25 protein-coding genes are annotated in these 25738 nt (G+C 35.4%); 3 read left to right on the forward strand and 22 right to left on the reverse strand.

Features of this window, described 5'->3' with window-relative positions:
- Positions 1–125 precede the first annotated feature (125 nt).
- Entirely contained in the window at positions 126–656 is a 531-nt protein-coding gene (locus ACYVFA_RS15480; RefSeq protein ID WP_460472750.1) for an acyl-CoA thioesterase, read from the forward strand.
- 7 nt (positions 657–663) lie between these two features.
- Here the strand turns inward: ACYVFA_RS15480 and ACYVFA_RS15485 are convergent, their stop codons facing one another.
- From ACYVFA_RS15485 to ACYVFA_RS15550, 14 genes are all read right to left on the reverse strand, one after another.
- The gene (locus ACYVFA_RS15485) at positions 664–1575 is read right to left on the reverse strand and encodes a ribonuclease Z (protein ID WP_460472751.1); all 912 of its coding nucleotides are present in this window, start codon (positions 1573–1575) and stop codon (positions 664–666) included.
- A gap of 88 nt (positions 1576–1663) precedes the next feature.
- Complete coding sequence (locus ACYVFA_RS15490) at positions 1664–2086, reverse strand: STAS domain-containing protein (protein WP_460472752.1); 423 nt, start codon at positions 2084–2086, stop codon at positions 1664–1666.
- 59 nt (positions 2087–2145) lie between these two features.
- Positions 2146–3018, reverse strand: coding sequence for a hypothetical protein (locus ACYVFA_RS15495; RefSeq protein ID WP_460472753.1), 873 nt, complete (start codon positions 3016–3018; stop codon positions 2146–2148).
- Between the two features lie 57 nt (positions 3019–3075).
- Positions 3076–4095, reverse strand: coding sequence for a glycosyltransferase family 9 protein (locus ACYVFA_RS15500; protein WP_460472754.1), 1020 nt, complete (start codon positions 4093–4095; stop codon positions 3076–3078).
- Positions 4096–4101: 6 nt separating this feature from the next.
- Positions 4102–5082 carry a glycosyltransferase family protein gene (locus ACYVFA_RS15505; RefSeq protein ID WP_460472755.1) on the reverse strand — a complete coding sequence of 327 codons (981 nt, stop codon included), beginning with the start codon at positions 5080–5082 and terminating at the stop codon, positions 4102–4104.
- A gap of 15 nt (positions 5083–5097) precedes the next feature.
- A complete protein-coding gene (locus ACYVFA_RS15510) occupies positions 5098–6264 on the reverse strand; it encodes a glycosyltransferase family 4 protein (protein ID WP_460472756.1) in 1167 nt (388 codons plus the stop codon).
- Positions 6265–6384: 120 nt separating this feature from the next.
- On the reverse strand, positions 6385–6972 hold the full coding sequence (gene lpcA, locus ACYVFA_RS15515) for a D-sedoheptulose 7-phosphate isomerase (protein WP_460472757.1): 588 nt from the start codon (positions 6970–6972) through the stop codon (positions 6385–6387).
- Positions 6973–6986: 14 nt separating this feature from the next.
- Positions 6987–8093 carry a glycosyltransferase family 4 protein gene (locus ACYVFA_RS15520; protein ID WP_460472758.1) on the reverse strand — a complete coding sequence of 369 codons (1107 nt, stop codon included), beginning with the start codon at positions 8091–8093 and terminating at the stop codon, positions 6987–6989.
- Positions 8090–9067 carry a glycosyltransferase family 2 protein gene (locus ACYVFA_RS15525; RefSeq protein ID WP_460472759.1) on the reverse strand — a complete coding sequence of 326 codons (978 nt, stop codon included), beginning with the start codon at positions 9065–9067 and terminating at the stop codon, positions 8090–8092. The genes ACYVFA_RS15520 and ACYVFA_RS15525 overlap by 4 nt, the downstream gene beginning before the upstream one ends.
- Positions 9068–9108: 41 nt before the next feature.
- A complete protein-coding gene (locus ACYVFA_RS15530) occupies positions 9109–10185 on the reverse strand; it encodes a DegT/DnrJ/EryC1/StrS family aminotransferase (RefSeq protein WP_460472760.1) in 1077 nt (358 codons plus the stop codon).
- Between the two features lie 209 nt (positions 10186–10394).
- Positions 10395–11639 (reverse strand): ABC transporter ATP-binding protein, encoded by a 1245-nt coding sequence (locus ACYVFA_RS15535; protein ID WP_460472761.1) that lies wholly within the window; start codon positions 11637–11639, stop codon positions 10395–10397.
- A 24-nt stretch (positions 11640–11663) separates the two neighbouring features.
- Entirely contained in the window at positions 11664–12500 is an 837-nt protein-coding gene (locus ACYVFA_RS15540; RefSeq protein WP_460472762.1) for an ABC transporter permease, read from the reverse strand.
- Between the two features lie 41 nt (positions 12501–12541).
- Positions 12542–13642 (reverse strand): hypothetical protein, encoded by a 1101-nt coding sequence (locus tag ACYVFA_RS15545; RefSeq protein WP_460472763.1) that lies wholly within the window; start codon positions 13640–13642, stop codon positions 12542–12544.
- Positions 13643–13677: 35 nt separating this feature from the next.
- Complete coding sequence (locus ACYVFA_RS15550; protein WP_460472764.1) at positions 13678–16164, reverse strand: polysaccharide biosynthesis/export family protein; 2487 nt, start codon at positions 16162–16164, stop codon at positions 13678–13680.
- A 179-nt stretch (positions 16165–16343) separates the two neighbouring features.
- Between ACYVFA_RS15550 and ACYVFA_RS15555 the strand changes: the two genes are divergently transcribed.
- Both ACYVFA_RS15555 and pheA read left to right on the forward strand, forming a co-directional pair.
- On the forward strand, positions 16344–18242 hold the full coding sequence (locus ACYVFA_RS15555; RefSeq protein WP_460472765.1) for a DNA topoisomerase IV subunit B: 1899 nt from the start codon (positions 16344–16346) through the stop codon (positions 18240–18242).
- Positions 18243–18329: 87 nt separating this feature from the next.
- The gene (gene pheA, locus ACYVFA_RS15560) at positions 18330–19403 is read left to right on the forward strand and encodes a bifunctional chorismate mutase/prephenate dehydratase (RefSeq protein ID WP_460472766.1); all 1074 of its coding nucleotides are present in this window, start codon (positions 18330–18332) and stop codon (positions 19401–19403) included.
- Between the two features lie 2 nt (positions 19404–19405).
- Here pheA and ACYVFA_RS15565 read toward each other — a convergent pair whose 3' ends face one another.
- The 8 genes from ACYVFA_RS15565 to ACYVFA_RS15600 form a co-directional block, all read right to left on the reverse strand.
- Positions 19406–19642 carry a CBU_0592 family membrane protein gene (locus tag ACYVFA_RS15565; RefSeq protein ID WP_460472767.1) on the reverse strand — a complete coding sequence of 79 codons (237 nt, stop codon included), beginning with the start codon at positions 19640–19642 and terminating at the stop codon, positions 19406–19408.
- Positions 19639–20562, reverse strand: a complete 924-nt coding sequence (locus ACYVFA_RS15570) for a bifunctional riboflavin kinase/FAD synthetase (protein ID WP_460472815.1) — start codon at positions 20560–20562, stop codon at positions 19639–19641. The genes ACYVFA_RS15565 and ACYVFA_RS15570 overlap by 4 nt, the downstream gene beginning before the upstream one ends.
- A 51-nt stretch (positions 20563–20613) precedes the next feature.
- A complete protein-coding gene (gene truB / locus ACYVFA_RS15575) occupies positions 20614–21303 on the reverse strand; it encodes a tRNA pseudouridine synthase B (protein ID WP_460472768.1) in 690 nt (229 codons plus the stop codon).
- 185 nt (positions 21304–21488) lie between these two features.
- Positions 21489–22280 (reverse strand): undecaprenyl-diphosphate phosphatase, encoded by a 792-nt coding sequence (locus ACYVFA_RS15580; RefSeq protein ID WP_460472769.1) that lies wholly within the window; start codon positions 22278–22280, stop codon positions 21489–21491.
- A gap of 104 nt (positions 22281–22384) precedes the next feature.
- Positions 22385–22645 carry a DUF3098 domain-containing protein gene (locus tag ACYVFA_RS15585; RefSeq protein ID WP_460472770.1) on the reverse strand — a complete coding sequence of 87 codons (261 nt, stop codon included), beginning with the start codon at positions 22643–22645 and terminating at the stop codon, positions 22385–22387.
- Positions 22646–22791: 146 nt separating this feature from the next.
- Positions 22792–23667, reverse strand: a complete 876-nt coding sequence (locus ACYVFA_RS15590; protein WP_460472771.1) for a cell division protein FtsX — start codon at positions 23665–23667, stop codon at positions 22792–22794.
- Between the two features lie 80 nt (positions 23668–23747).
- Complete coding sequence (locus tag ACYVFA_RS15595; RefSeq protein ID WP_460472772.1) at positions 23748–24608, reverse strand: lysophospholipid acyltransferase family protein; 861 nt, start codon at positions 24606–24608, stop codon at positions 23748–23750.
- A 93-nt stretch (positions 24609–24701) separates the two neighbouring features.
- The gene (locus ACYVFA_RS15600) at positions 24702–25526 is read right to left on the reverse strand and encodes a class I SAM-dependent methyltransferase (RefSeq protein WP_460472773.1); all 825 of its coding nucleotides are present in this window, start codon (positions 25524–25526) and stop codon (positions 24702–24704) included.
- Positions 25527–25738 lie beyond the last annotated feature (212 nt).

The raw sequence follows: 25738 nt of genomic DNA on the forward strand, positions 1-25738 counted from the left end.
GTTGGAATGACCAATATCTCTATGGTATCATTAACAATATTTAAATGCGTTTAACCTGGTTCTCAAGTTAATTTTGAAGGAATTTAAAAACAATTCCTATTTTTGAAGAAAATTAAGAAGAGAAGATGTTTGAAAAAATTAACGAAAAAGAACTACCCAAAGTTACTGAATCTAAAGCCATTATCCGTTTCCAGGATTGCGACCCGCTGCAACACCTGAATAACTCAAAATACTTTGATTATTATTTTAATGCCCGTGAAGACCAGGTGGCAAAATTATACGGTTTTAAGTTTTCAGAAGTATTCAAGAATTATCGAACCAGCTGGGTGGTCTATCAGCATCAGATTGCCTATATACGTCCAGCCCTGGTAAGTGAATGGGTGAAAATTTTTACGCGAGCTATTTATTTTGATTCAGATACTTTAGTGACTGAATATTTTATGACAGATGAGAGTATGACTGAGTTAAAGAACTTTATGTGGACTACCAGTAAATATGTGAGCGTAGAAACGGGTAGGAGAGTACCTCACCAAAAAGATATTATGCAGTATCTGGCAGCAACTTGTGAAAAAGACGTAAATTTTAAAGAGACCAGTTTTAACGAGCGTATCAAGGTTGTAAAGCAGGAATTATTACTTAAACAAGCTTCTTTATAAATCTTGATTACAGTTTAAAAGTGAGTCCTTCCTGCGCTAATTGAGTATTTTCAAAAACCGCTTTGGCTTGTTCCAGATGGCTGTCTAAAGTTTTATAGCGTGAAGAATAATGACCGATAATCAACTGTTTAGCATTTGATTTCAATGCAATTGTGGCTGCCTGACTAGCGGTAGAATGATTCGTCTGTATTGCGCGCTTTAGTTCGGACTCAAGGAAAGTGGCTTCATGAAAAATAGTGTTCACATTTTGTAACTGAGGAATAATGGCTTCATTATAAGCAGTATCCGAACAATAAGCGAAGGATTTTGAACTCGTTCCTGTAGTTGTATAATCCTCATTTTTATAGATTTTCCCTGTTAAAGGATCTTCTATATCCAAACCTTCTTTCAACTTTTTGATATAAGGAATTGGAAAGTTCTCAGGAAGTTTTTCTGCTAATATTTTTCTTTTTGATTCTTTAGTTCGGAACAAAAAACCGCAACAATCTATTCTATGTATTAGTGGAATAGTTTCAACTGTAAGCGCCTGTGTATCTAGAATAATATTAGCTGCTGCGGTATCGGTAGCCACAAAATGAATCTTGAAGTGCAGAAAAGTATGAGAATATTTAAATTGAGTAGTCAATATCTCTGCCAGTTCTTTTGGGCCATAAATGGTTAAATCATCTTTGCGCTGATTCAAATTCCAGCTTGAAAGTAGCCCGATTAAACCAAAATAATGGTCTCCATGTAAATGGCTGATAAAAATATGACGGATGCGATGAGTACGAACTTTGTGTTCTAATAAACGGAACTGCGTACCCTCTCCACAATCAATCAGAAAGTGTTCGTTTTCAGATGTCAACAAATAGGCGGATGGATTGTGTTCGAGTACGGGTGTTGCCGAGCCGGTACCAAGTATTAAGAGTTCAAAATTCATAACCCCTTGCCCCTAAAGGGGTAATTTAACAATAAATAAAAACTGGTCTTCTGACCTATTAACAGCAGAAAATAGGGTATTCTAGGTATTAATATTTTTCTTCCTGAAAACCATTTTCCTCGCCTAAATCAAACTCATCATCCTTTTCTTCACGGAAATCGTTTTCAAGATCATTCATAAATACCGCATCAATGCCTTCATCGACAGTCGGAAGGATAACTAATTCAGGGATTTTTGCAGAATCAATCTCATCAATTACATCATCTTCTTTCGTACAAATCACAAAAAGCCCTTGTTCGGTTCTGCACACACGCGTCGCTTTTCTGATTAAAGAAAGCCCATCATTATCAACTTCAGTAATCTTCGTAAAGTCAACTACCATATTGGTGTAGCCTTCACGATACAATTGCACAACTAATTTTTCGAATGGAGGAGCAATCTCTGCACCAAAAGTAGTTTCGTCGAGTGAAATGAGTACGTATTGCTCTGTCTTATCAATCTTGTAATTCATAAAGAAAACGTAAGGTATTTTGCAAAGTTAAATGAAAATTTTATTCTGTGGCAAATGATTCAAATCAGGTCTACCAATTTATCGATAAAACTATTGATTTTTCTGATATTTGCCGCAATTTGCTTGCCAAGTTTTTTGTTTTCAGGGTCAGGTAATCCATAGTATGGTGCCGTCATACTTACCTGATATTTCTTGATGGCTTTTTTATAGTCCGGCCAATAATTCATTCCTTTAAAATTGACAGAAATTAGCTTTTGAGAATTAACGGTCTTATTGATTAGGTCAATTTTTCTCTCTGGTAGGTTCCAAATACCTATATTTAACCCATCATGCTTCTCAATGAGTACTTTGTTATAAAAATTTGGCACATGTTCCAGCCAGAGTTGGTCGGCATTCATGCCTTTACACAAATCTATATATCCCTTGTTGGCTGTATTATTACCCCACCAATCAAGAAAACTACTGGCTTCATCTGAAGCTTTCCATGCCATAAATCCGGAATGAAAAATACCTGTATTCAAAATCTGTTTTTCATCTGGGTGTACACCTGCATGAAGCAGTTGTGGTACTATAATTATATGAGAATGATTCAGACTCTGTTCGATAAAATCAACGGAATTATAGAGCACAGACGAGCAATCAAAATAGATTACCTTGTCTGATTTTTGTAAAAAATGCTTGGCAAAAAAGGGTTTTACATCAGCCAATAATTCAGTCCTCGTATATTTCTTTGCCATCTCATCAAACTGCTCAATATTTATCTCGCTCATTTCTATTACGGGATAATGTGCCTTGAAGTTGCCGGGGATTCTATCTTTTTTATCAATCAATCCTATATGAAAATTTGCATCCGGGTGATATAAATGGATAGAATCGCCTAAAATATGCGCCTCAGGTAACTGATTTATATGACAAAGTGTAAAAAATAGCATAAGTAAAACTGATAAGAACTTTTAATCATTCTTAACTCAAATGAGTTTTTAAGTAAATCAAATCAAATGATTTTGATGAATAGCCTTAATTACGTCCTCTACCGGAATTTCAGAACTTGGCCCATCAGTATTGCGCAAAATTAATGCGTTTTCTCCGGATTTATATTTGCCTGAATAAGGAATATGATTGATAAAATCGGATAATTTCCCAATCATGATAATCCCATAAGTGCCAACAGCATTGGCTAAGTGAGCTGGGCCACTATCAATACCAATCAATAATTTAGCTCGTCTGATTACCTCTCCGGTTTCTAACAAGTTCAGTTTTCCGCAGAGATTGATATAGCGATTATCCTGGATCTTTAAATCACTTGAAAGGCCAATCTCTACTATATAATAACTGGTTTTATCAATCAGATAGTTAATCAATTCTTCCCATTTTGTACTATCCCAGTTACGACTATTTTGTGCTGACTGGCAATGAACCACAAGATAGTTATCGGGTAAATTCAAACTATCAACTTTGGCTCGATGTGCATCTGTAATAAATAGATTGGGTGCTAAATCCTCAATCGGAAGCCCAGCGATTTTCTGCTGTACTGTCAGTAAATTGCCCTGAAAATAGTAATTATGAATTGTAATATCTTTAGCATCGGCAACTGGGTTTTCGACATATACATCACAAACAGGACAATAGCTATTGTTTCGGAATTGCAGGTTATATAAAACATCAAAAATGCCTGAATTAATTAACGAGCGCCGCTGATTAGCACAAAACTCTTCAATAATACCATCCAGGTTTGGATTATTTTCCAGTAACTCTTTAAAGATGGGTTTTACTATCCAAAGAATATAGGCTTCTGGGTATTGCTTTCTGATTTGTCGCGTTATAGGTTCTCCTGCTACAATATCTCCAAACTGCTGCGTAAGTATAATACCAACAATTTTTCTCTTACCTGAAAACCTGATTTTCAGGAATAAGATTCTAAAATAAACCTGTAAGAAATGCAGATATGCCTTAAAAAGATGAGTATATTTTCGATAGCGGTGTTGCCAGAGTGCAATAAATTTCTGCATATAATATTAAGCCTCAATCAATTGAGCTAATTTTTCCAGGGGCAATTTTAAATATTTTCTTACCCGCAAATATCGTTTTATTTTAGGAGGTTTGATATAATCACATTTAAAATGTTTCCAATATAATTCATTATTCTTTAAAAGCTCATTTTTGTACAATTCGAATAATGGAAATATATCAGGCCTTTCCTCAAAATGGATGCGATTCTGATATTTTGAGACTTCATCAGGTTTAGCAATCAGATAACCGCTATAATGGAAAAACTGTAAAGCCGTAGTTTCATTGATATACCATTTACGATCTATTTGCGAGCAAAAACGCTCATGTAAGTTCCAGTAAGCAACATTATATCCTAAATGTTTATTTATCAATACTTTATCAAAATAAACAGGAAAGAATTCCGCCCAATGCTGGTCTACAAAAAGACCCTTACATAAATCAATTAAACATTCTTTCTCCAGTTTCTGGCACCACCAGTTTACCATCTTTTGAGTGGTTTCAGAACGATGCATGGCTACAAAACCAAAATTGAAAATACCTGTATTTACCACGTCTTCTTCGTTCTGCCACTTGTTGTCATTATAAGGAGTAACCATATGAGGAGTAACAATAATATTGTATTTCTCGAGGTTTTCTTCTAAATGATTTAGCTTGTCAAAGACAATAATATCAGGGTCAAAATAAATGATATTATCTGCTTCAGGATAATTTTTAAGGAAATAATCAATATAATAAGGCTTTACGGCCGTGTTCAATTCTGTAATATCATAGCGCTCGCACATACCAGCCAAATCAGCAATATTTATCTTGTCGAGCTCTAGTAATGGATATTCAGGTAGTTTGCTCTTGTCAATATCTTTCGTCTCAAGCTTATCTACTAGACCAATAATAAATTTAATATGAGGATTTTGTTGCTTAAGCGAATCACCCAAAGTATGCGCCTGAGCAAGATAATTGACCGAACAAAGTGTAAAAGCAAGTGTCATGCGAGATAGAATCTTTTAAGACAGATTTTCTAATAATTTTTCGATTTTAATGATCGAATTTTCAAAACTGTATTGAGTAAGAACTTTTTCTTTTGCTCTTTCACCCCAATGGTTTGCAGGATTTTCCTGATAATCAATAATTGCTTTCGCCATTGCCTGAATATCAAGATAAGGGAATAGCTGACCCGCATCGCTTTCAATAAACTCAGAACAACCACCTGTTTTTTCAAAACCAAAGATTGTTCGTTTAGAAAGTGCAGCTTCTAACATGACCAATGGAAAAGGATCTTCTCTTGATACTACCGTAAATATATCGAAACAATTAATTAATTCAACCGCCTCTGGTGTTGGTTCAATAAAACTGATTTTATCTTTAATGCCCATTCGTTCGGTATCAAATAGAACCTGATTATAATATTCACCCTCTTTTTTGACACCAACCCATACAAAATGGCTATTCTCTGTTGAAATATCCAAAACGTTCTTGGCCAGGATGGCAAATATATCTAGTCCTTTTCTCCATTCAGCATTACCACAGCCACCAATAAGGAAAGCTTTTTCCGGAATACCATATTTTTCCCTGATAGCTATGTGATTAGTATTCGCTGACCTTGTCAGAACATCTTCATTGTTGACAAAAGAATGAATAACGTCAATTTTCGTTTCAGGAAAATTATGATTTTCTACTATATTCTGTGCTACTGCCTTTGAGCAGGCAATCAGTTTGGTAGTATGGTTAAATAAGAAATCTCTGTTCTCTTTGGAAGAATATAACTGAATTGAAAACTCTAATTCATGAATATGCGTAATAAGAGGCGCTTTGAGATAAGAAACCAACTCAGGTATTACCCAAGCCGTGGCAATTGTATTGGTATAAATACAATCAAAATTCTCACTAAGCAGATTTGATTTTAAGACTTCTTTAGCTTTTTGGGCAGGATTATTATCCTTTAGTCCAAACTTTTTTAGAACCTTATCCTGAAAACCCACGGGTGTATTTGCCGTATCATGAGGATATTTCGAAACCTGACAAATCTTTTCAAAATCCTTTTCTAATGCACCATCACCAAGCAATAGTAAGTGCATAGGCATCTGCTTTTTTTGAAAATATTGCATAATATTTAACAAAAAAATCTGTGCCCCAGCACGGTTGGCATCATGACTTACGAAAAGGATCTTCATGTATAAAATTGAGTGAATGAGTGATTTTATCTTGAACTTTGATTTATCTAATTGAAATGATTCTTAATGAAGAAATTTAACTCATTATAATCAAATAAATCAAAGTTCAAGACGATTCGCTCAATTATTCCCTATAACCATCTTCTCAATCAAAAGCATGAGAATATGAATAACTTTGATATGAATTTCTTGAATGCGGTCAGCATAACCAAAATGTTGTACAATGATTTCTACATCGGCTAAACCTTTTAATTTACCACCATCTTTGCCTGAGAAAATGACTACCTTCATCCCCTTTTCTCTGGCCGCTTGCACTGCATTGATGATATTTTTTGAATTACCGCTGGTACTAAGACCTAAGAGAACATCGCCTTCATTACCCAAACCCTCAATGAATCTTGAAAAAACAAATTCAAATCCATAATCATTACCCACACAAGAAATATGGCTTGCATCAGAAATAGCAATAGCAGCCAATGATTTACGGTTTTCTCTATAACGGCCTGAAAGCTCCTCTGCAAAATGCATGGCATCACAATGTGAACCACCGTTGCCACAAGAGATAATTTTCTTACCCGCTTTTAAAGCATCAGCCATTACGATAGCAACTGCTTCTATATTTTTAATATTTTCTTCCGAAGAAATAAAATTATCAAGCACCTGTTTTGCTTCTTTTAATTCATCCAGAATATTAGTTAGATTATCCATTTTATACGCTTCTATTAATTTTCATTAAAAAATTTGACCCACTTTTCAATCTGATTTTTTATGTCAAAATCTAAAGCACGGTTTTTTAATAATTCTATGTCAATTTTCGTTTCCTTATCCTGAATTTTAATCATGGCTTCTGCCAAATCTTTTGGATTAAAACTGTCTACAACACTTCCCATACCTTCCAATGAAAATTCAGCAATCCCCCCTGAGTTGAATCCGGTAATTGGTTTTTGCATAAAGGCCGCTTCAATCATAACCAATGGGAAAGGGTCTTCTCTGGCTAATAAAACAAATCCATCTGCCAGATTCAAATAATCGTAGTATTCACTTGATTTTTCTCCGACTTGTATAAAATTCAATTTCTCTTGATGGGTTCTTTGCTCTAAATAATGCAATACTCCGGTTTTTTTGATATTTCCTAACCAAAGTAAATAAGTGTCTTTAGGGAGATTTTGCAATACGTCCAGTGCCAAATCATATCCTTTACGCAGATTCATAGAGCCTGACATCACCCAAACAAAAGCTTCCTTTGCAATATTTAGTTTTTGTCTCAAATTCTGTGGATTCTGTTGGAAGACAATCTTTTCAGTATCAATAAAAGAATGTAACAAAACAGTATTTGTATAACCCATTTGTCGAATTCTCTTTTCGACTATGGCCGAGCAACAGATAATTTTTTCAGCATTATCAAACTGAAATTTGAAATCATCATATACTATTTCATCATACACACTAATCAATTCATGCACGTGAATATAGTAGGGGACTTGCAGACTTTTAGCTAATCTGGCAAATCTGGGCATTGTAAGCGTATTTAAATACCATTTATCAGCCTGTACCTGCTTTTGAATTTTCAGAATTTTTGATTCTTCTGGTGTTCGCTTAAATAGTTGATAATAAACGCCTTCATATATTTTATAAAGAAACCCTTGTTTGACGCGATTGATAAAAGTTATGTCTGCTGTTGAATGATTGGCAAAAAGTTCTCCATTCTGACGGCTGTATATAACCGATTTGATTTTACCTGATAGGTGTTTTAGCAGGTACCAAATAAGCATTTCAGAACCTGTCCGCCCTCCTGTAGGAGTAATAAAAAGAATGGTTTTCTGCTTCATTTAATTTTATAAAAAGTCGGTTTTTTCAGGAGTATTTTCCAGAAGAACCGGGAAAAAACACCAATTGTATGTGAGAATCTTTTCTGATTGTTTAAATCAGTCAATGGATTTCTGAAATTCAAAGCATTTGAAACAATTTTCATCAGATAAAAAACAGGCACCCATATCCAATAATGGAGCATCAACAGGAAATAATCTAAGGCACCAAATTGTTTACGAATCCAGACCAGATTTGATAATTGAATTTGTTCATCAAATCTATTGAAATAGGTTTGGTTTTGTGCTTCTTCATAGCGTTCAGGTTTACTTCCCCATTCTTCATGGATAATTTTACATTCTTTGAACACCAGAAGCTTGCCTAATTTACCTAATCGATAACCCCACTCAGTATCTTCTCCATACAAGAAAAACTCTTCATCAAAGCCTCCGGTTTTATTAAAACCTTCTTTTCTTACCATCAAAAAAGCTGCAGCAATATAATCAACTTGCTCAGGGTCTTCGTATTTTGTGTAAGGTATTAATTTATCTAAGTATTTTCTAAGCGATGGGGGAGTAATCCAGAAATCTCTTCTGAATGTAAAAGTATGATAAAATGCCCTTGGTGTCAGGTCAGGATAATATTGATAAGCTCCTCCGGCTATGGCATCGGTTCTTTTGTCAAGATTCTCAACACATCTATCAATTACATCCTCAAATAATTTGGTATCAGAATTCAATAACAGGAAATATCTGCCTCGGGCATTTTTCATTCCCAGATTATTGGCTCTACCAAATCCGGCATTATATCCCATAGGCATCCATCTGACTTCCGGAAATTGATTTTTTACGAAGCCTTCATCGTCACCTTTTGATTGATTATCAACTATAATTATCTCATAACTAACACGTGTAGTAAATTGCTTGATTGTTTTGATACAATCAACAATTAATTCAGGTGTACGATAATTAACTATAATGATAGATACATCAATCACTGATGAGGCGAATTTGATTTAAAATGAATAAAAGGACTTAGTTAAAGTGTTGCATTGACAATCTTTGAAATTCGTTCTACGTCTTTCAAATCCAGGTCATAATACAAAGGTAATGATAATGCGGCTGCCGACATTTTTTCTGAAACTGGGCAGGGATTATAAAAATCCAGATATGGAAGTTGATTCAATGATGGATAAAAATAGCGTCTAGGAACAATATCTTCCTTTTTCAATGCTTCCGTCACCTCTAATAATTTTTGTTCTGATGGTAACATGACAGGGTAATAAGCATAGTTATATACAAACCCTTCAATATCCTGTTTAGGTTGTTTTAGTTTACTCCAATCAAGTAGATCGTCATATTTTTCAGAAATAACCTTTCGTTTCTCAATAATATCTGCAACTCTTGGTAAGTTACACAAACCCATTGCTGCATGAAACTCGGAATTCTTGGCATTGATACCTATCATATAATAGTCATCATTTTTATGCCCAAAACTTCTGTAATGTGCCAATGTTCTTAACAGTTCATCATCCTTACAAATCACACAGCCACCTTCAATGGTATGAAAAACCTTAGTGGCATGGAAACTACAAGTCGCTACGTCACCAAATGAAAGAACTGATTTATCAAAATAAGTAGCACCAAAACAGTGCGCTCCATCATAAATTACCTGTAGATTATATTTCTTCGCAATTTTTTCGATTTTCTCTACATCACAAGGTCTGCCATACACATGAGTTGCCAGAATCGCGGAAGTTTTATCGGTAATCGCTTGTTCAATCAGATTGGCATCAATATTATAAGTATCTGCCTCAATATCTACGAACACAGGCTTTACGTTTTCCCAGAGGATAGATGTAGTTGTAGCACAATACGAAAAAGGAGTTGTGATAATTTCGCCTTTTAGATTAAGGGCCTTGATGGCAATTTGCAGAGCAATAGTACCATTGGTAACATATAATAGGTTTTTTACTCCCAAATAGTCTTTTAATTTATCTTCTAACTCACGGACTAACGGTCCGTTATTAGTTAACCATGTATTTTCCCAAATACCTTTTATCTTATCCTGGTATTCTTCAAAAGGTGGCAGAAAAGATTTTGTTACGTTTATCACTATGTTGATACAAATGTTTTAGACCGACGAAGAAAATGAACAAAATCAAAATATATCTTACCTGAAAAGAGCCTTTTTGGGTTATATTATAGTTTTGAGTATGTCCTAAAAAAGTGGTTTGCAAATGTAGGTATTATCCAATAATAAAGAAGATGATTTTCAGAATCCTTTAATCTGATTTAAATCATTTTAATGTATTATTAAGTTTGCTAAACCAAGCCATCAACTTTCCAGGTTTTTACTGGAATATGTATTGGGCGAATTGCACCTGGCCATTTGCCATACCAACTGGTCCCTTCTCTGAAATCGGCAACATCAAAACTAATGGCATCCTCCATAAAGAAAACAGGGTCAGAGGTATCTTTTACTATCATTACCGAAATATAATAAGATCCATCATTCAGTAAATTACCCGGAATTTCTAATAAACCTTTAATCAGACCTTTAGAAAAGGTTTTAGATTGGCTTCCTACATTGAAAACGCATTCGCCAGTCATGCTATATAAAAAGATGCTTAGATTCAGTTCAGCTGTTTCAAGCATATTCCAGAATTCGAAACTTATTTTTAGTGGAGTGCGTACATCAATATTCTTACTGCCATTAATTAACTCTGGCAATACCTCAATATGTTTTACTCTTACAAAGTCATTACCTGGCGCATCTTCTGGTGTTTCCCAGTTCTGGCTCAACTGAAACTTAGAGATACTTGTCATGTAATCATGTAATACTTCACCAACCTCTCCATATTTCACCAGATTACCTTTTTGAAGAAAAGCGGCCTTATTACAAAGTCCTTGAATAGCCGTTGCATTATGGCTTACAAACAGGACTGTTCTGCCACCATTCGATACATCTTTCATTTTGCCAAGGCATTTTTTCTGAAATTCAGAATCACCTACGGCTAAAACCTCATCCACAATCAGAATTTCAGGTTCAAGGTGGGCGGCAATAGCAAATCCCAAACGCACGTACATTCCTGAAGAGTAACGTTTTACGGGAGTATCCAGGAATTTTTCAATTCCAGCAAAATCTACTATTTCGTCAAATTGCTTTCTGATTTCATCCTGGCGCATCCCTAAAATCGCACCGTTCAGAAAAATATTTTCTCTACCAGTGAGTTCTGGGTGAAAACCAGTTCCTACTTCAAGTAAACTGGCCATACGGCCCCTTACTTTTACTTCACCGTGAGTTGGCTCAGTAATTCTGCTTAATATTTTTAATAAAGTCGATTTCCCGGCACCGTTAGAGCCAACAATCCCGACTCTATCGCCCTGCTCAATATCAAAACTTACACCTCTAAGCGCCCAGAATACCTCTTTAGTTTCTTGCTCATCTTTGCTTGTGAAAAACTCCTTTACAAAGCCAGTAACTGTTTCTTTTAAATTCTGATACTTTTTCTTTTTATGACTAAGTATATACTTCTTGGAAATATTTTTTATAGAAATTGCTTTCATGCCAAATGCCACTCAGTGTACAGGTTAAATATAATCGACAAAGGAATTTTCGTTTTTGCGGAAAAACCAAATTGCAAATATGACTGAAATAGTTACAAATACAAGGGTTGGTATTAAACTTTGCCAATTAAAAGGGGCATAGTCGCCCAATAAAGACCAACGAAGGCCATCAATAGTACCTACAACAGGGTTCAGATTATAATATGGATACCACCAAGCATCTTTTTGTTGTTCGCTGGTGTATCCAACTGGAGAGATGAAATAACCAAATTGTACAATAAAAGGAATAATCTGAGCAATATCCCGGTATTTGACATTTAATACAGAAGCAATTAAGCCAAAACCGAATGCACCAAGATAGGCTAATAACATAAATAAAGGCGCAAATACTATATGCCAGTTGGGTATGAAATGGTAGTAAATACAAAAAACAAAGAACATAGCGAAAGCTATGAGTGCATCCAATAGCCCAACTAGTAATGAACTAAAAGGTATAATAATTCGAGGAAAATATACCTTTGAGACCAGATTACTATTACCTACAATGCTATTACTTATTTGTGAAAGGCATTGAGAAAAAAATAGCCAGATAATAACACCTGGTATTACAATAATCATATAGGGTAGAGAGGCATCCACCTCCATTTTGGCAATTTTACCAAAAGCAAATGTCATTACCAAAGCTGTTAATAATGGCCGAAAAACTGCCCAGGCTATGCCTAAGACAGTTTGTTTGTAGCGTACCATTACATCACGCTTACCTAATATCCAAAATAATTCTCTTTGTCGCCAGACTTCTCTCCAATAATGTAGTGCTGATTTCCCTGCTTTAATTACTATTTCGTTCTCCGATTTTTTCATTCACAATGCTAATTCTTTCAGACAAAAATAATTTTTTAAATTTAACTTACCAATTCCTGATAAGTTCTACGAACGATGATGAATACCAAACAAAGGAAAAAACCTAAGAAAGCCCCTAGTTTTGTACTTCCACCAACTGTATAATCTTTACGTAATAAAGGTAGACGCACCGGTTGAAGCAAAGTAAATAGAGGAGTCTGATGAATCTTTAGCATGCGCAGGTTTTCAACGGTTGCCATTTGCGTATAGTATTGATTGGAAATATAAGTATTATTTCTATTCAATTGTTGCTGACGCATAGGTGCTGTAGGATCAACGGCATTCATATTCTGGAATGTAGTGATGGCTAACTGGCGGTCTGTTGAATTCAATTTTCCTTGTAATTCATTCAAACGTTCAACTTGAATATCCAAAATATCTTGTGTCTTTTTCGTACGAACATCAATATAAAATTCTTCAAGTGTTTTCAATAGCGTTTCAAGCCATATCTTAGTCAGCATTTCATTATTAGTAACTGCTGATAAAATCATGATTGAACCATTTTTATCCAAAGGCTTCAACTCCGTTTGTTTTAGCAATTTTTCATAAATGGTGGCTACCAATTCATTTTCGACTTTTGAGAACTGCTCAGGGTTTTTCGGAACAAATCTGAAATTGATAGCAGCTTTGTTAGGCTCATGAAATACATCACCACCCCATTCTTTACGTTTAATATCACTGCTATCTTTATAATAGTTAATAAATAAAGTTTTTCTGTTACCAACCATTACCTCTTTCATCAAAGCCTTTTCGTACAAAGTTTTTGACGAAATCACTAGACCAAAGTTACCACCACTAAACAGGTCGCTTGATTGTGCACCACCCATCCCGCCTGATACACCAAAGGCATTGGCAAGTCCGGCAAAGCCGCCCATGCCGCCTTGATTTGGGGTGCCTGATTCAAGATTAAACTGGATTTCTCCATAAAACTGTGACTCTTTGAAATTATTTATATCCATTACGATACTTACTAAAGTACCCACTGCAATGCCAATCAATAACAGTTTCCACTCGCTGCCAATCAGTTTGAATATATTAACAATCTTTTGAAATAAATCTTTCGTACTGATTTGCTCTTCCTGTATTATTTGTGTTTCAGCCATTTTTTTTAATAAATAGTGTTGTGTACAGCGTTGTATTATTTAGTGATTTGTAAGATACCTATGATACCGATAAGAGTAGTCATAGTAGCTGCGATAGTACCGAACAAATTCTGAATCTGTGCAATCTGTTGTACGGCTGTAGCTGTTTTCTGAGGGATGATAATTTCTGAACCCGGTGCAACTTTAGGATATATATTCACGAATAAAAATCTTCTTGTTCTGTCCACTGATCCGTTTGCATATAAAACATAAGATTTACTTTTCAATGAACGTTTGGTAAAACCACCTGCTTTAGAAATATAGTTCATGAAATTCTCTCTGTCGAAATACTTAACAGTAGTAGGGTATAATACCTCACCTTGCACACGAACTGTTTCTAAACGTTTAGGAATACGGATAATATCTCCGTCCTGAAGAATCATATCTTCTACTGAGCCCGGATTTTCAAGAATCTTTCTCAAATCAATACCAATTGAGGATTTTTTGGTGGCATCTACATCCTCTACTTCAATCGTCTGGTTGCCTTTCACACTATTAGCTATTTCGGTAATAGCTTTACGACGTTGCTCAATTTCAATATCACTCAATTGAATTTCTCTGATTAAAGTCGCTCCTTCCAGATATGAGTAAGGCGTAAGCCCTCCGGCACGTTTAACGATATCAGATACCTTTTCATCTTTACTTTTGATACCATATTTATCAGGGAAAATTACTTCACCTTCTACTTGCACAAAAGCTTGCTTTACATAATTTGGTGATTTTCTGATAAATATTTCATCAAACGGAAAGAGAACAAATACGTTTCCTGCATTTTCAACACTTAAATCTGGTCTTATGTTGAACTCGTAGGTATCAGATATCTGTGCATTGGCAGACGTAGGATCAACATTTCTCTTTCTGCGAACCACCTCAACTCTTGATAAAGAAGCTGATTCTGATAAACCACCTACTTTGATTAATACATCCTCAATCGTCAGATTCCTGACAAATGGCAACTCAATCCCTGCTTCTCCTTCCGGGTTATTGATAGCCCCCTGAATACGAACATAAGCAGGTTCTGTTAAATCAAAGATGGAAGGAATTGTTACAACATCTTCTCTTTTCAGAGGAATATCAGTAGCTTTTCCTTTCATGATATCGTCAAGGTTTACTGAAATATTTTCGATAATCATATCGTCGCGGGTTCTCACAATTGCAATTCTACCAGTCAATGCTTCCCCTCTTAATCCTTCTGCTGATTTAATTAACTCCAATAAAGTAGGGTTACTGTCTAAAGAGTATTGACCTGGACGAAAAATAGCTCCATCAATACTTACCATATTCTCATAGCGCTCCAATAGTCTTTCTGTCACAATTGAGTCACCCGATACAACATTAAAGCTTGGAAAATCAGCCTCTTTTACATCAATAATTTTGCGCTCTCTGCTTGTATTTCTATATACTTTTAAACGATGTTTATAGGCATATTGATTAAATCCACCAGCATAAGCTATGGCATCCTGCAATTTCTCATTTTCTGTTAACTCAAACAAACCATTACGCTTCGTATTCCCTTGTACTGCTATACGGGCAACATAAGGACTCACCTGAACCACATCCTGGTCTTGAAGAATAATATTGTTTTTAGCATAACCCCTCATCAATACTTCATATAAGTCAAGCGTAGCGAATACTCTATTATTACGAATTACCTGAATTTTGCGGTAAGTCCCCAATTCATTAGGGCCACCACATACGTAAAGCGCATTTAAAACCGAAGAAAGAGATGATAAGGTATAAGTACCCGGTGCGATTACTTCGCCTGTAACTGTTACTTTAATACTTCTGATATTACCAAGAGAAACTACCAGATAGGTATTAGGCGGGTTGCCTGCATAAGGTAATAAACCAATATATACTTTTGCTAATTTATTAAGAATCTTCTCACGGGCTTGCTCCATCGTTGAGCCAGCCAGATAAACAAGACCAACTCTATCTAAAGTAATATAACCGTCTGGAGAAATGATGGCTTTATATGTGGCTTGTGAGTAACCATAGATATCAATAATCAATTGGTCGTTTGAGCCTAAGATATAATTGCTTGGCGTAGCAATATTAATAGCCGGGGTTGGGTCAAACTTAATGGTATTAAATAGATTATAACCAAAAATTCTTCTTCTTAAGGTTGCTTTAGCCACGTCTTGTTCTTCTTCTTGTTCGCGTATAGCTCTTAGAGAATCTTCTCTTGTCATGGCTGCTTGGTCTGCCGGATTCAACGTAAGATTTCTGATAGCATTCGGGTCGTTTGCATTTGTTACACGATTACGATTCGGCAATGGCATATTAGGCGTTGGTTGTGTAGTGCGCCCAGCAGGAGCATTTGGGTTAGCTGGGGCTGTGGTCGGGTTCGCTGGAGTTACGGGAGCATTTGCTGGTGCATTTCCCGGATTGCCCGTATTTTGTGCAAAAGAATTGCTAATAATTAGTGTAAAAAGCGTAAATTTGAGGAAAGTTTGGAAGAAATTATTTTTGTTAAATTTCATATCTATAACGTTATTTGCCAAATTGCTGTTTAAGTATTTAATGAACACAACGTGAAAACATTGCAAAGTAAGTGAAGTTTTTTTATTTTCTTGCTGTTTCATATTAAGTATGTGTTAAAAAGAACTTTGAAATACAAAGTAAAAATATAAAATCCATAAAACCAAAATTATTTTTTAAAATGGCCGAAAATAAGGAAGTAACTTATAATGAAGACAGTATCCGATCGCTCGATTGGAAAGAACACATAAGATTGCGTCCTGGTATGTACATAGGTAAATTGGGCGACGGGTCAGCTGCTGATGATGGAATCTACGTTTTGTTAAAAGAAGTATTAGACAATTGTATTGATGAATATGCCATGGGTTATGGCAGGTCAATCGAAATAAAATTAGAAGATGGAGTGGCTGAGGTAAGAGACTATGGTCGTGGGATTCCATTAGGGAAATTAGTTGATGTAGTATCAAAAATAAATACAGGTGCAAAATATGATAGCAAGGCGTTTCAGAAAGCAGTAGGTTTGAATGGGGTAGGAACGAAGGCTGTAAATGCCCTTTCTTCTCGATTCCGCGTGCAGGCTTTCAGAGAGGGCAAGTCTAAATGGGCTGAATTTACCAAAGGTGAGTTAGTGAAAGAATCGGAGATTATTGATTCAGACCAGAAGAATGGAACATTGGTTTCCTTCACACCAGACGATACTGTATTTAAACACTATCATTATATTCCGCAATTTGTGGAAGCCATGATATGGAATTACTGCTACCTGAACGCGGGAATGACTGTTGTTTTCAATAAGCAGAAATATATCTCTCAAAATGGATTATTGGATTTATTGCGTCGAAAAACCGATGAAGATTCATTACGCTATCCAATTATTCACTTAAAGGGTGAAGATATTGAAGTAGCACTTTCACATAGCAATCAATACGGTGAGGAATATTATTCATTCGTAAACGGACAAAATACAACTCAAGGTGGTACACACTTATCAGGTTTTCGCGAGGCCATTGTTCGTACAGTAAGAGAACACTTTGGTAAAGATTATGCGCCAGAAGATATTCGCCAGTCTATTATTGGAGCAATCTCGATAAGGGTACAAGAACCTGTTTTTGAATCACAGACCAAAACGAAATTGGGCTCGTTGACTATGTCTCCTGAACCTAACTCATCTACGGTCAGAGTTTTTATAGGAGATTTTCTGAAAGAAAAGCTTGACAATTTTCTGCATATGAATCCTGCTATAAAGGAGGCATTAAAGAAAAGAATCGAACAATCGGAAAGAGAAAGAAAAGAATTAGCAGGCATTAAGAAATTAGCTAATGAACGCGCTAAAAAAGCCAATCTGCATAACAGAAAATTAAGAGACTGTCGTTTCCATCTTGATGATGAGAAGAATGAAAAACGTTTTGAAACAGTCATGTTCATTACAGAAGGAGATTCGGCCAGTGGTTCGATTACTAAAGCACGTAATCCTGAATTACAGGCGGTTTTTAGTTTAAGAGGTAAGCCATTGAACAGCTTCGGCCTGACCAAGAAGATTGTTTATGAAAATGAGGAGTTTAACCTATTGCAGCATGCGCTGAATATTGAAGACGGCTTAGACGGGCTTCGCTATAATAAAATAATCGTTGCCACCGATGCCGACGTTGATGGGATGCATATCAGGTTATTATTGTTAACATTCTTTCTGCAATTCTTTCCAGATTTAGTGAGAGAAGGACATCTATATATACTTGAAACACCTCTATTCAGGGTTCGGAATAAGAAACAAACTATTTATTGCTATTCGGACGAGGAGAAAGAGAAAGCAATTAAGAAGTTATCTCCAAAACCAGAAATTACTCGCTTTAAAGGGTTAGGTGAAATTTCACCAGATGAGTTTGAAGGCTTCATCGGTGAAGACATAAAATTGGAGCCGGTCATTTTAGAAAAAGAATCATCTATTGCCAAAATTTTAAGTTATTATATGGGTAAAAATACCCCGGAACGCCAACGGTTTATTATTGATAACCTGAGAGTAGAGAAAGATGAAATTGACGAGGTTTTGGAGAAAATCCTGGACGTAAAAGAAGTTGCTTAATTATAATTGCCCAGAGTCAAATGTTGGGCTATGCTGAATATAACAAACCCTTACAAATTTTTAGAAATTTAAACACCTATCCAGACAGTGACACTTGAGGAAGTAAGAAAAGACATTGATTCGATTGACGACCAGTTGTTGGTACTGCTAAATAAACGTATGCAACTGGTGCATAAAGTTGGTGAAATTAAACGCTCAACTAAAGCAATTATTTATAGGCCTGAACGGGAAAAACAGATTCTGGACCGGATGAATGCGCAAAACGATGGATTGTTAAACAAAGAAGCTATCGAAGCCATTTATTTAGAAATCTTTGCTGCCGCTAGAAATATCGAACTTCCTGAAAGAGTAGCCTTTTTAGGACCGGAAGGAAGTTTTACGCATCAGGCTGCAGAAAGTCGTTTTGGTGCCATGAGCGAATATATGACCTTGCCAACCATTAAATCAGTCTTTGAAGCGGTAGATACTGGTAGAGCTAAGTTTGGAGTGATTCCGATTGAAAATAATCAGGAAGGGATTGTTTATGAAACAGTAGATTTACTCAATGAAATGAATGTAAATGTAGCAGCAGAATTAAAGATTCCTGTGCATTTTGCATTAGCAACAGAAGCTGAAAATCCTTCAAAAATCAAAAGAATCTACTCAAAAGATATAGCTTTCAGACAGTGCCGGGGTTTCCTGAATAAATACTTTGAACAAACTCACCCGGAAGAGATTCAGGTAGAATCAACGTCTAAAGCCGCTAAATTAGCAGCAGAAGACCCTGAAAGTGCAGCTATTTGCTCTGAGATTGCAGCTAAACTATTCAGTTTACCTGTATTATTTAACAATATAGAAGATAACGGACAGAACCGTACGCGTTTCTATATCCTTGCCAAAGGTTTTGAAAATCAGAGAAGTGGAAGTGATAAAACTACCATTATCGCCCGCCTACCAGACACTGATAAGCCAGGTATTCTGGCTGGTTTCTTACAGGATTTCAAGAAAGCCGGAATCAATTTAACAAAGATTGAGAGCCGCCCTTATAAAGGTAGCGAAGATTTTAATTTCTGGTTTTTTATCGAACTGGAAGGTTTCTACAAAGACGAGAATGTTGAGAAACTTTTTAAGAAACATAGACACACTATCAAGTGGTTGGGTAGCTATGTGAAAAACGCGTAAACCTATTTTTTACGAAAAATGGCTGTTACGGCAATCAATACCCAAATAATATTAACAGCCATTGATGGATATGCTTGGTGGAAATATGTATTGATAATAAAACATATTCCACCAATAGCATTAGCCCAGATGTAGCGGTTGTCTTTGGCGTCTAATTTTCCTTGAATATTCAGGAAATAAGACCCCGTTACCAATACCGCTCCAATCCAGCCAAGAATTTCAATAAAATCTATTTTCATAAAATCTGGATAGCTCTTTCTTTGTCTTTCAGAATCTGGGTTTTTAATTCATCAAGACCATTGAATTTTTGTTCAGGTCTTATGTAGTCAATCAATTCCACAGTGATGTTCTCTCCATAAATATCATCACTGAAATTAAGAATATGAACTTCTTGTGTTCTTCCGATGCCATCAACCGTTGGGCGATTACCAATATTCATAATGCCATTCAACCATTGTCCTCGAACTAATGTTCTTACAGCATAAACACCATTGGTCGGAATCAATTTATAAGACTCTGAAACCTGTACATTGGCAGTTGGGAAACCAATAGTCCGTCCTAACTGTCGACCCTTCACTACAATACCTGAAAAACTATAATGTCTACCTAATAAATCATTGGCAGATTTTACATTTCCTTCTAATAATGATTCCCGTATTTTAGTTGAACTGATTACTAAATCTTCAATCTCCTGTCGAGAGATTTCTTCTATTTCAATCCCAAATCGCTCAGAATTATCTTCTAAATATTGAAAACTCCCTTCACGGTTTCGGCCAAAACGATGATCGTAACCAATCACTAATTTCTTTGTACCAATAGTATCTATTAATATCTTCTGCACATATTCTTCTGAGCTCAATTCTGAAAATTCACGTGTAAATGGAACTATGAGCAAGTGATTGACTCCCTGCTTTTCAAGTAATTCGATTTTCTCATCAACAGTAGATAATAATTTCAGGCTTTGACTATCTTGTGAAACCACCATTCTGGGATGTGGCCAGAAGGTAAGTACAACTGATTCACCTCTTGAAGCTTCGGTTGTTTCCCGTAATATTTGTAAGATTTTCTGATGACCTAAATGAACTCCATCAAATGTACCACTCGTGACAATGGCATTTTCTAATGGCTTAAAATCTGATAGATTGTAATATACTTTCAATGTGTAAGGTATTTTGTAAGGCACTCCTGCATGGTCAATCCTTCGCAAGACTTATGATTGATTAGGGGCAAAATTACGAATATTCTCCAGAAATTGGTCTAGTGTTAGCGCATTTTCAATCCTGAAATCACCAATTCTGGTTCTTCGAAGTGAGCTCATATAAGCTCCTGAATTTAGTAATTTGCCAAAATCTCTCACCAGGCTTCGGATATAAGTACCTTTAGAACATACAATTCTGAATGAGAGTTCGGGAAAATTTGCAGTATTTATATCAAACTCTTTTATTTCAACCTGTCTGGATTTTATTATCACTTCTTCACCTTTCCTGGCTGATTCATAGGCTCGTTTGCCATCAACTTTAATGGCAGAGTGCGCAGGAGGTATCTGGTCTATAATTCCGGTCAATTGTGCTTTGACCTGATTGATAGCTTCAGTTGTAATATGGTCAATCGGATATTCTGCATCAAAATCAGTTTCTAAATCTACTGATGGTGTAGTTTTACCTAAAACTAACGTTCCAGTATATTCTTTTTCCTGAGCCTGATAGGTATCAATCTCTTTGGTTTTTTTGTTGGTACATAGTATTAATAAACCAGTAGCCAAGGGGTCTAAAGTACCTGCATGGCCTACTTTTTTATATTTACCTGCATACCGAACTTTATTTACTACATCGAAAGAAGTCCATTTAAGAGGTTTGTCAATCAATAGCACCTCATTTCTTTCATCAACGACTGTTTGCATAAATGGAGTTTTAATTTCGAGCTAAGAGCCTGTTTAAATATTATAATTCGACTTTCAAAGGTATCTTTTTCAGTTATCCTGCGTTGTATTTTTTCGCCGTAGCTGCCGGCTACGTCTGCAAAATACGCCTTGTCTAACTGAAAAATCTATCCTTTTCAGTCAGAAAGACAATATTTAAACAGGCTCTAAACGATTTTCAATTCATAACCTGCTGCTATTAAGCCCAGGATGATTAAGCCTACAATAATTCTGTAATAACCAAAAACTTTGAATCCGTATTTTTGTAGATAGCTAATAAAGAATTTAATAGCAATCATCGCAACGATGAATGCAACTATATTTCCTACAGCCAAAAGCTGTAATTCATCAGAAGAAAAAGTAAGTGTACCTGCTTTATAGCTTTTTAATAACTTATAAGCCGAGGCTGCAAACATGGTAGGTACTGCCAGAAAGAATGAGAATTCAGCTGAATCTTTACGCGAAAGTCCTTGAAACATCCCACCGATGATACTTGCTGCTGAACGCGATACGCCTGGAATCATAGCTATACATTGGAATAAACCAATTTTCACTGCATCTGGGTAACTAATGTTTGCTTTAATGGCTTTATTTTCAAAATACTTATCTATGAAGACCAGAATAAACCCACCTAATACCATTGAAACGGCAACTACCACTACACTTTCAAGTAAACTATCAATGAAATCATTCAGAAGAAAACCAATAATAGCCGCAGGAATAAAAGCTGCTAATAATTTGGCGTAGAACTCAAAAGATTGAAGGAATTTTCTCCAATAGAGAACAAGAACTGAAAGAATAGCGCCAAACTGAATATTTACCTCAAATACTTTTGTGAAATCTAATTCGCTAATACCCATCAACGATGAGCCAATAATCATATGTCCGGTTGAACTGATTGGTAAATATTCTGTGATTCCTTCGATGATAGCAAGGATAATAGCCTGAATAAGATTCATGGTCGTGTTATTAGTAAATATTTAGGAATGCAAATATATAAATAAGACGGACTGCTAATCCGTCATTTTTATTAAATAAAAAATATTTCTACTCTTCGAAAAGATTATTTCTTTTTGAAAATAGCATAAAATTCAAATAAAAAGCCAATAAAAGTGATGGCAGGGCCAAGCGTGATGCCCAGAAAACCAAAGCCAAACTCCTCTTTATCTAAAGTCATGATAAAGAAACCAACCATGATAAGACCGATACCAACTAACATTAACAGATAGTTTTGACGGTTGAATGGAAGCGCACTTCTATTATCATTGCCAGGTGCATTGGGGCTAACTTTTACCTCTCCTGTTTTCGGTGTGATATTTTTCATAATCCAAAGTTTCCTTATCCCAAGGATAATATTTTTATTGTGTATTCGTGTAAAAGGGATAGACTTTACAAGAACTGATATAAATATTGGTCTCTTAATTTTTGAATCTATAAATTAACTCTACGGCAGCCTTTCAATAGGTTCATTTAGTATAAATCTTCAAGAGGTGTTCTTAAATAACGGTGCATTGATTGAAAGGTACTTAAAACACTAATTAAGACACCTAGTAATACCACACCGCCACACAAAAAGGCTATTTTAATATAATCTTGTAATATGACAAGATCTTCAATTTTATTAACTGCTATTTGTTGAACCCCCAAGAATAATCCTATGGCAATAACACCAGATACAAATCCTTGCCAGATTCCTCTGCCAATAAATGGTTTTTGAATAAACCAATCCGTGGCACCTACTAATTGCATACTTCTGATAATTAACCTTTGAGAATAAAGGGCTAATCTGATTGTATTATTAATTAATAAGAAAATGGCAACCAATAGTACAACAATTACCGAAGCAATTATCAGGAAAGCCTTATAGGCATTTTTGTTAATACTATCTACAAAATCTTTGGCATAGTCTGCTTCAAAAACACCTGTTACTTGCTCCAGGTCCGCTTTAATAATCTCCAGATTCAGTTCACTCAAATAACTTTCACGAATCCTAAGACTGAAAGCATCTCTATAAGGATTTTCACCTAATACTGAGCTATAATCTTCATTGATATCTTTCAGTACTCGTTTTGCTGTACTTTCTTTCGAAATGAATTTTATTTGTGGAACATTGTCTGCATAAGCCACATAGGCTTTCTTTGCAATAATATTACGAACAGAATCCTGCTGAATTTGTGTAAGTGATTTGTCTAAATAGACCTGAACCTCTATATTCTGCTTTACATAACTAACCAATTGTTTAGAGGTCAGAGCAATCCAACCTGTAAAAGCAATCAGAAATAAAGCAGTTGATAAGCTGATGATAATCAATAGGCTCGGAAAACTACCTAATTTTCGTTTGGGCATTGTAAATCTATTTAAAACAAACCTATACGGTGTCGTAATTTTGGGCAAAGATAAAAAATGTAGTAGAAATATGGAGAAATTTAATGATTTTTAACAGAATCAGAAGCCTCGCCCCTCCATCGGGCAATTCTTTCAGGCATATCCTGCTCAATAATATTCTTAATTACTTCTGTAATCTCTTCAACAGTTGCTTCCGGAGCAAAATGAATTGGGTCTTTAAATTTTACCCTTAATTCAGTATTACGCTTTTTGTAAGCCAACCCTGTCTTATTAAAAGCCCTTCGGAATCCATTAATTACTACTGGAACTACAATCGGATTGGAATCTTTAATAATATGTGCTGTTCCCTTACGAATAGGAGCATATGGACTTGTTGTGCCTTGCGGAAAACTCACAACCCAACCAAATTTAAGCCCCTTAGAAACATTGGTCCCGGCCGAGGTGTCCAGCTCACGTTTTACATTTTGTCCTTGAGCTCTCCATGAACGTTCAACCAGAATAGCACCGGCCAAACTGAAAATTCGAGGAATGATTCCTTCTTTCATTGTTTCGCTAGCCGCTACATAAAATATCCTAGCCCTTGGTGCAAATAATGAAACAGGTATAACTCTATTGCCAAATCCCCATTTTACTGAACAAAAGATATGGTAAAAGGTAATAACATCGGCGAAGTAAGTCTGATGATTTGATATGAAATATACATTCTGATTAGGTAGGCGAGCTATTTTTTCAGCTCCTTCAACTTTTAATTGATTGGCTACAGCAATGCGCCAATAAGTTGGCCAACCTGCTATTAGAATTATCAGACGCTTTAAAATTAACCAGTTGCCAAATGGATCTCTCTCAAAAATTCCAAAAATATCTATATAAGAAATGTACCTAAAAAAAGGATTAGGGTCATTATTGGGTATTGGCAAAAAGTTACGAAGTACTCGAAGCATTATAAATTGTTATATTGTTTAGTTAGGGTATATTGAAGGGGTAAGATATAAATAAAAAACTTACTTATCAATATACCCGGCTATAAGGCGACATTAATTTTTTGGAATTGCCAAAATATCAAAATGTTTCCAATCGGTCATATTCTCACGGGTTATGAGTTGTTTTTTAGTTGTAGCATCAAAAGCTTCTACATAATATAAATCATAACCTAAATCAGCTACTAAATCATAAAGGAAATATCTATCAGATTTACTTAATTTAGGAAAACATTCAAAAATCAGATTAGGCTTGGTGCTTTTCACAAAAGGCAAAATAGATTTTAGAATTTCAGTATCATAGCCCTCTGTGTCAATTTTTATTAATGAAAGTTTCGAGATTTTATCTTTATAATTTTCATTGACAAAATGCTCGAGGTTTACACCTTTCACTTTCTCGTTCAACCCGTATTTCCCATGTCTGTTTTGTTGGGTTTCAGCTATCCCACCATTATTATAGGTGGCTTCAGATGAGCTATAGAAAAAATCCCCTTCATATGTCGTAATGGCATATGGGAGAGGAATAATATTTGTTAATTCTTTATTCAGCGATGCATTTTTTTCTAAAACCTTATAAACATATGGATTAGGGTCAAACCCTAATACCGTTCCCTCTTTACCTACAGCCAAAGCCATTGGAATTGTTGAATCCCCGATATGTGTGCCAATATCAATAATAAAGTCTCCTTTTTTTAATATTTTCTTATAAAAATCTACTTGCCCTTGGGTAATATGTTTTTCAGCTTCGAGTGGATTTTCCCATTTAGCAAAACTTACTTTGCCAAATTCAGGTAGATCATATACTTCTACCTTGTAGCCATATTCCTTAAAAGTTCTTTTAATTTTATACTTTTCAAATTTCTTTTTTAGATAAGAAAACATAAATAATAAGGATTTATAATGATTAATAGTTAATTGTTTGAAAAGGGGAACTGGGAGATATTCGCAAAGATATAGGATATTTTGAAAGTGATACAGCAAAGTATCTATATTTTGGCGTTTTGAGCCGTTTTTTGAAGAAATTAACAATTTCGCAAAGTAAATAGTGGATTAGCAAAAATAAAAAAGCCATTTGTGCGTACAAATGGCTTAAT

The sequence above is a fragment of the Emticicia fontis genome, assembly GCF_054779675.1.

What these genes read in the sequence shown, in the direction of transcription:
- ACYVFA_RS15480 (WP_460472750.1), top strand. Translation starts at nt 126, where the DNA reads ATGTTTGAAAAAATTAACGAAAAAGAACTACCCAAAGTTACTGAATCT.
- ACYVFA_RS15485 (WP_460472751.1), bottom strand. Translation starts at nt 1,575, where the DNA reads ATGAATTTTGAACTCTTAATACTTGGTACCGGCTCGGCAACACCCGTA.
- ACYVFA_RS15490 (WP_460472752.1), bottom strand. Translation starts at nt 2,086, where the DNA reads ATGAATTACAAGATTGATAAGACAGAGCAATACGTACTCATTTCACTC.
- ACYVFA_RS15495 (WP_460472753.1), bottom strand. Translation starts at nt 3,018, where the DNA reads ATGCTATTTTTTACACTTTGTCATATAAATCAGTTACCTGAGGCGCAT.
- ACYVFA_RS15500 (WP_460472754.1), bottom strand. Translation starts at nt 4,095, where the DNA reads ATGCAGAAATTTATTGCACTCTGGCAACACCGCTATCGAAAATATACT.
- ACYVFA_RS15505 (WP_460472755.1), bottom strand. Translation starts at nt 5,082, where the DNA reads ATGACACTTGCTTTTACACTTTGTTCGGTCAATTATCTTGCTCAGGCG.
- ACYVFA_RS15510 (WP_460472756.1), bottom strand. Translation starts at nt 6,264, where the DNA reads ATGAAGATCCTTTTCGTAAGTCATGATGCCAACCGTGCTGGGGCACAG.
- lpcA (WP_460472757.1), bottom strand. Translation starts at nt 6,972, where the DNA reads ATGGATAATCTAACTAATATTCTGGATGAATTAAAAGAAGCAAAACAG.
- ACYVFA_RS15520 (WP_460472758.1), bottom strand. Translation starts at nt 8,093, where the DNA reads ATGAAGCAGAAAACCATTCTTTTTATTACTCCTACAGGAGGGCGGACA.
- ACYVFA_RS15535 (WP_460472761.1), bottom strand. Translation starts at nt 11,639, where the DNA reads ATGAAAGCAATTTCTATAAAAAATATTTCCAAGAAGTATATACTTAGT.
- ACYVFA_RS15540 (WP_460472762.1), bottom strand. Translation starts at nt 12,500, where the DNA reads ATGAAAAAATCGGAGAACGAAATAGTAATTAAAGCAGGGAAATCAGCA.
- ACYVFA_RS15545 (WP_460472763.1), bottom strand. Translation starts at nt 13,642, where the DNA reads ATGGCTGAAACACAAATAATACAGGAAGAGCAAATCAGTACGAAAGAT.
- ACYVFA_RS15550 (WP_460472764.1), bottom strand. Translation starts at nt 16,164, where the DNA reads ATGAAATTTAACAAAAATAATTTCTTCCAAACTTTCCTCAAATTTACG.
- ACYVFA_RS15555 (WP_460472765.1), top strand. Translation starts at nt 16,344, where the DNA reads ATGGCCGAAAATAAGGAAGTAACTTATAATGAAGACAGTATCCGATCG.
- ACYVFA_RS15565 (WP_460472767.1), bottom strand. Translation starts at nt 19,642, where the DNA reads ATGAAAATAGATTTTATTGAAATTCTTGGCTGGATTGGAGCGGTATTG.
- truB (WP_460472768.1), bottom strand. Translation starts at nt 21,303, where the DNA reads ATGCAAACAGTCGTTGATGAAAGAAATGAGGTGCTATTGATTGACAAA.
- ACYVFA_RS15580 (WP_460472769.1), bottom strand. Translation starts at nt 22,280, where the DNA reads ATGAATCTTATTCAGGCTATTATCCTTGCTATCATCGAAGGAATCACA.
- ACYVFA_RS15585 (WP_460472770.1), bottom strand. Translation starts at nt 22,645, where the DNA reads ATGAAAAATATCACACCGAAAACAGGAGAGGTAAAAGTTAGCCCCAAT.
- ACYVFA_RS15590 (WP_460472771.1), bottom strand. Translation starts at nt 23,667, where the DNA reads ATGCCCAAACGAAAATTAGGTAGTTTTCCGAGCCTATTGATTATCATC.
- ACYVFA_RS15595 (WP_460472772.1), bottom strand. Translation starts at nt 24,608, where the DNA reads ATGCTTCGAGTACTTCGTAACTTTTTGCCAATACCCAATAATGACCCT.
- ACYVFA_RS15600 (WP_460472773.1), bottom strand. Translation starts at nt 25,526, where the DNA reads ATGTTTTCTTATCTAAAAAAGAAATTTGAAAAGTATAAAATTAAAAGA.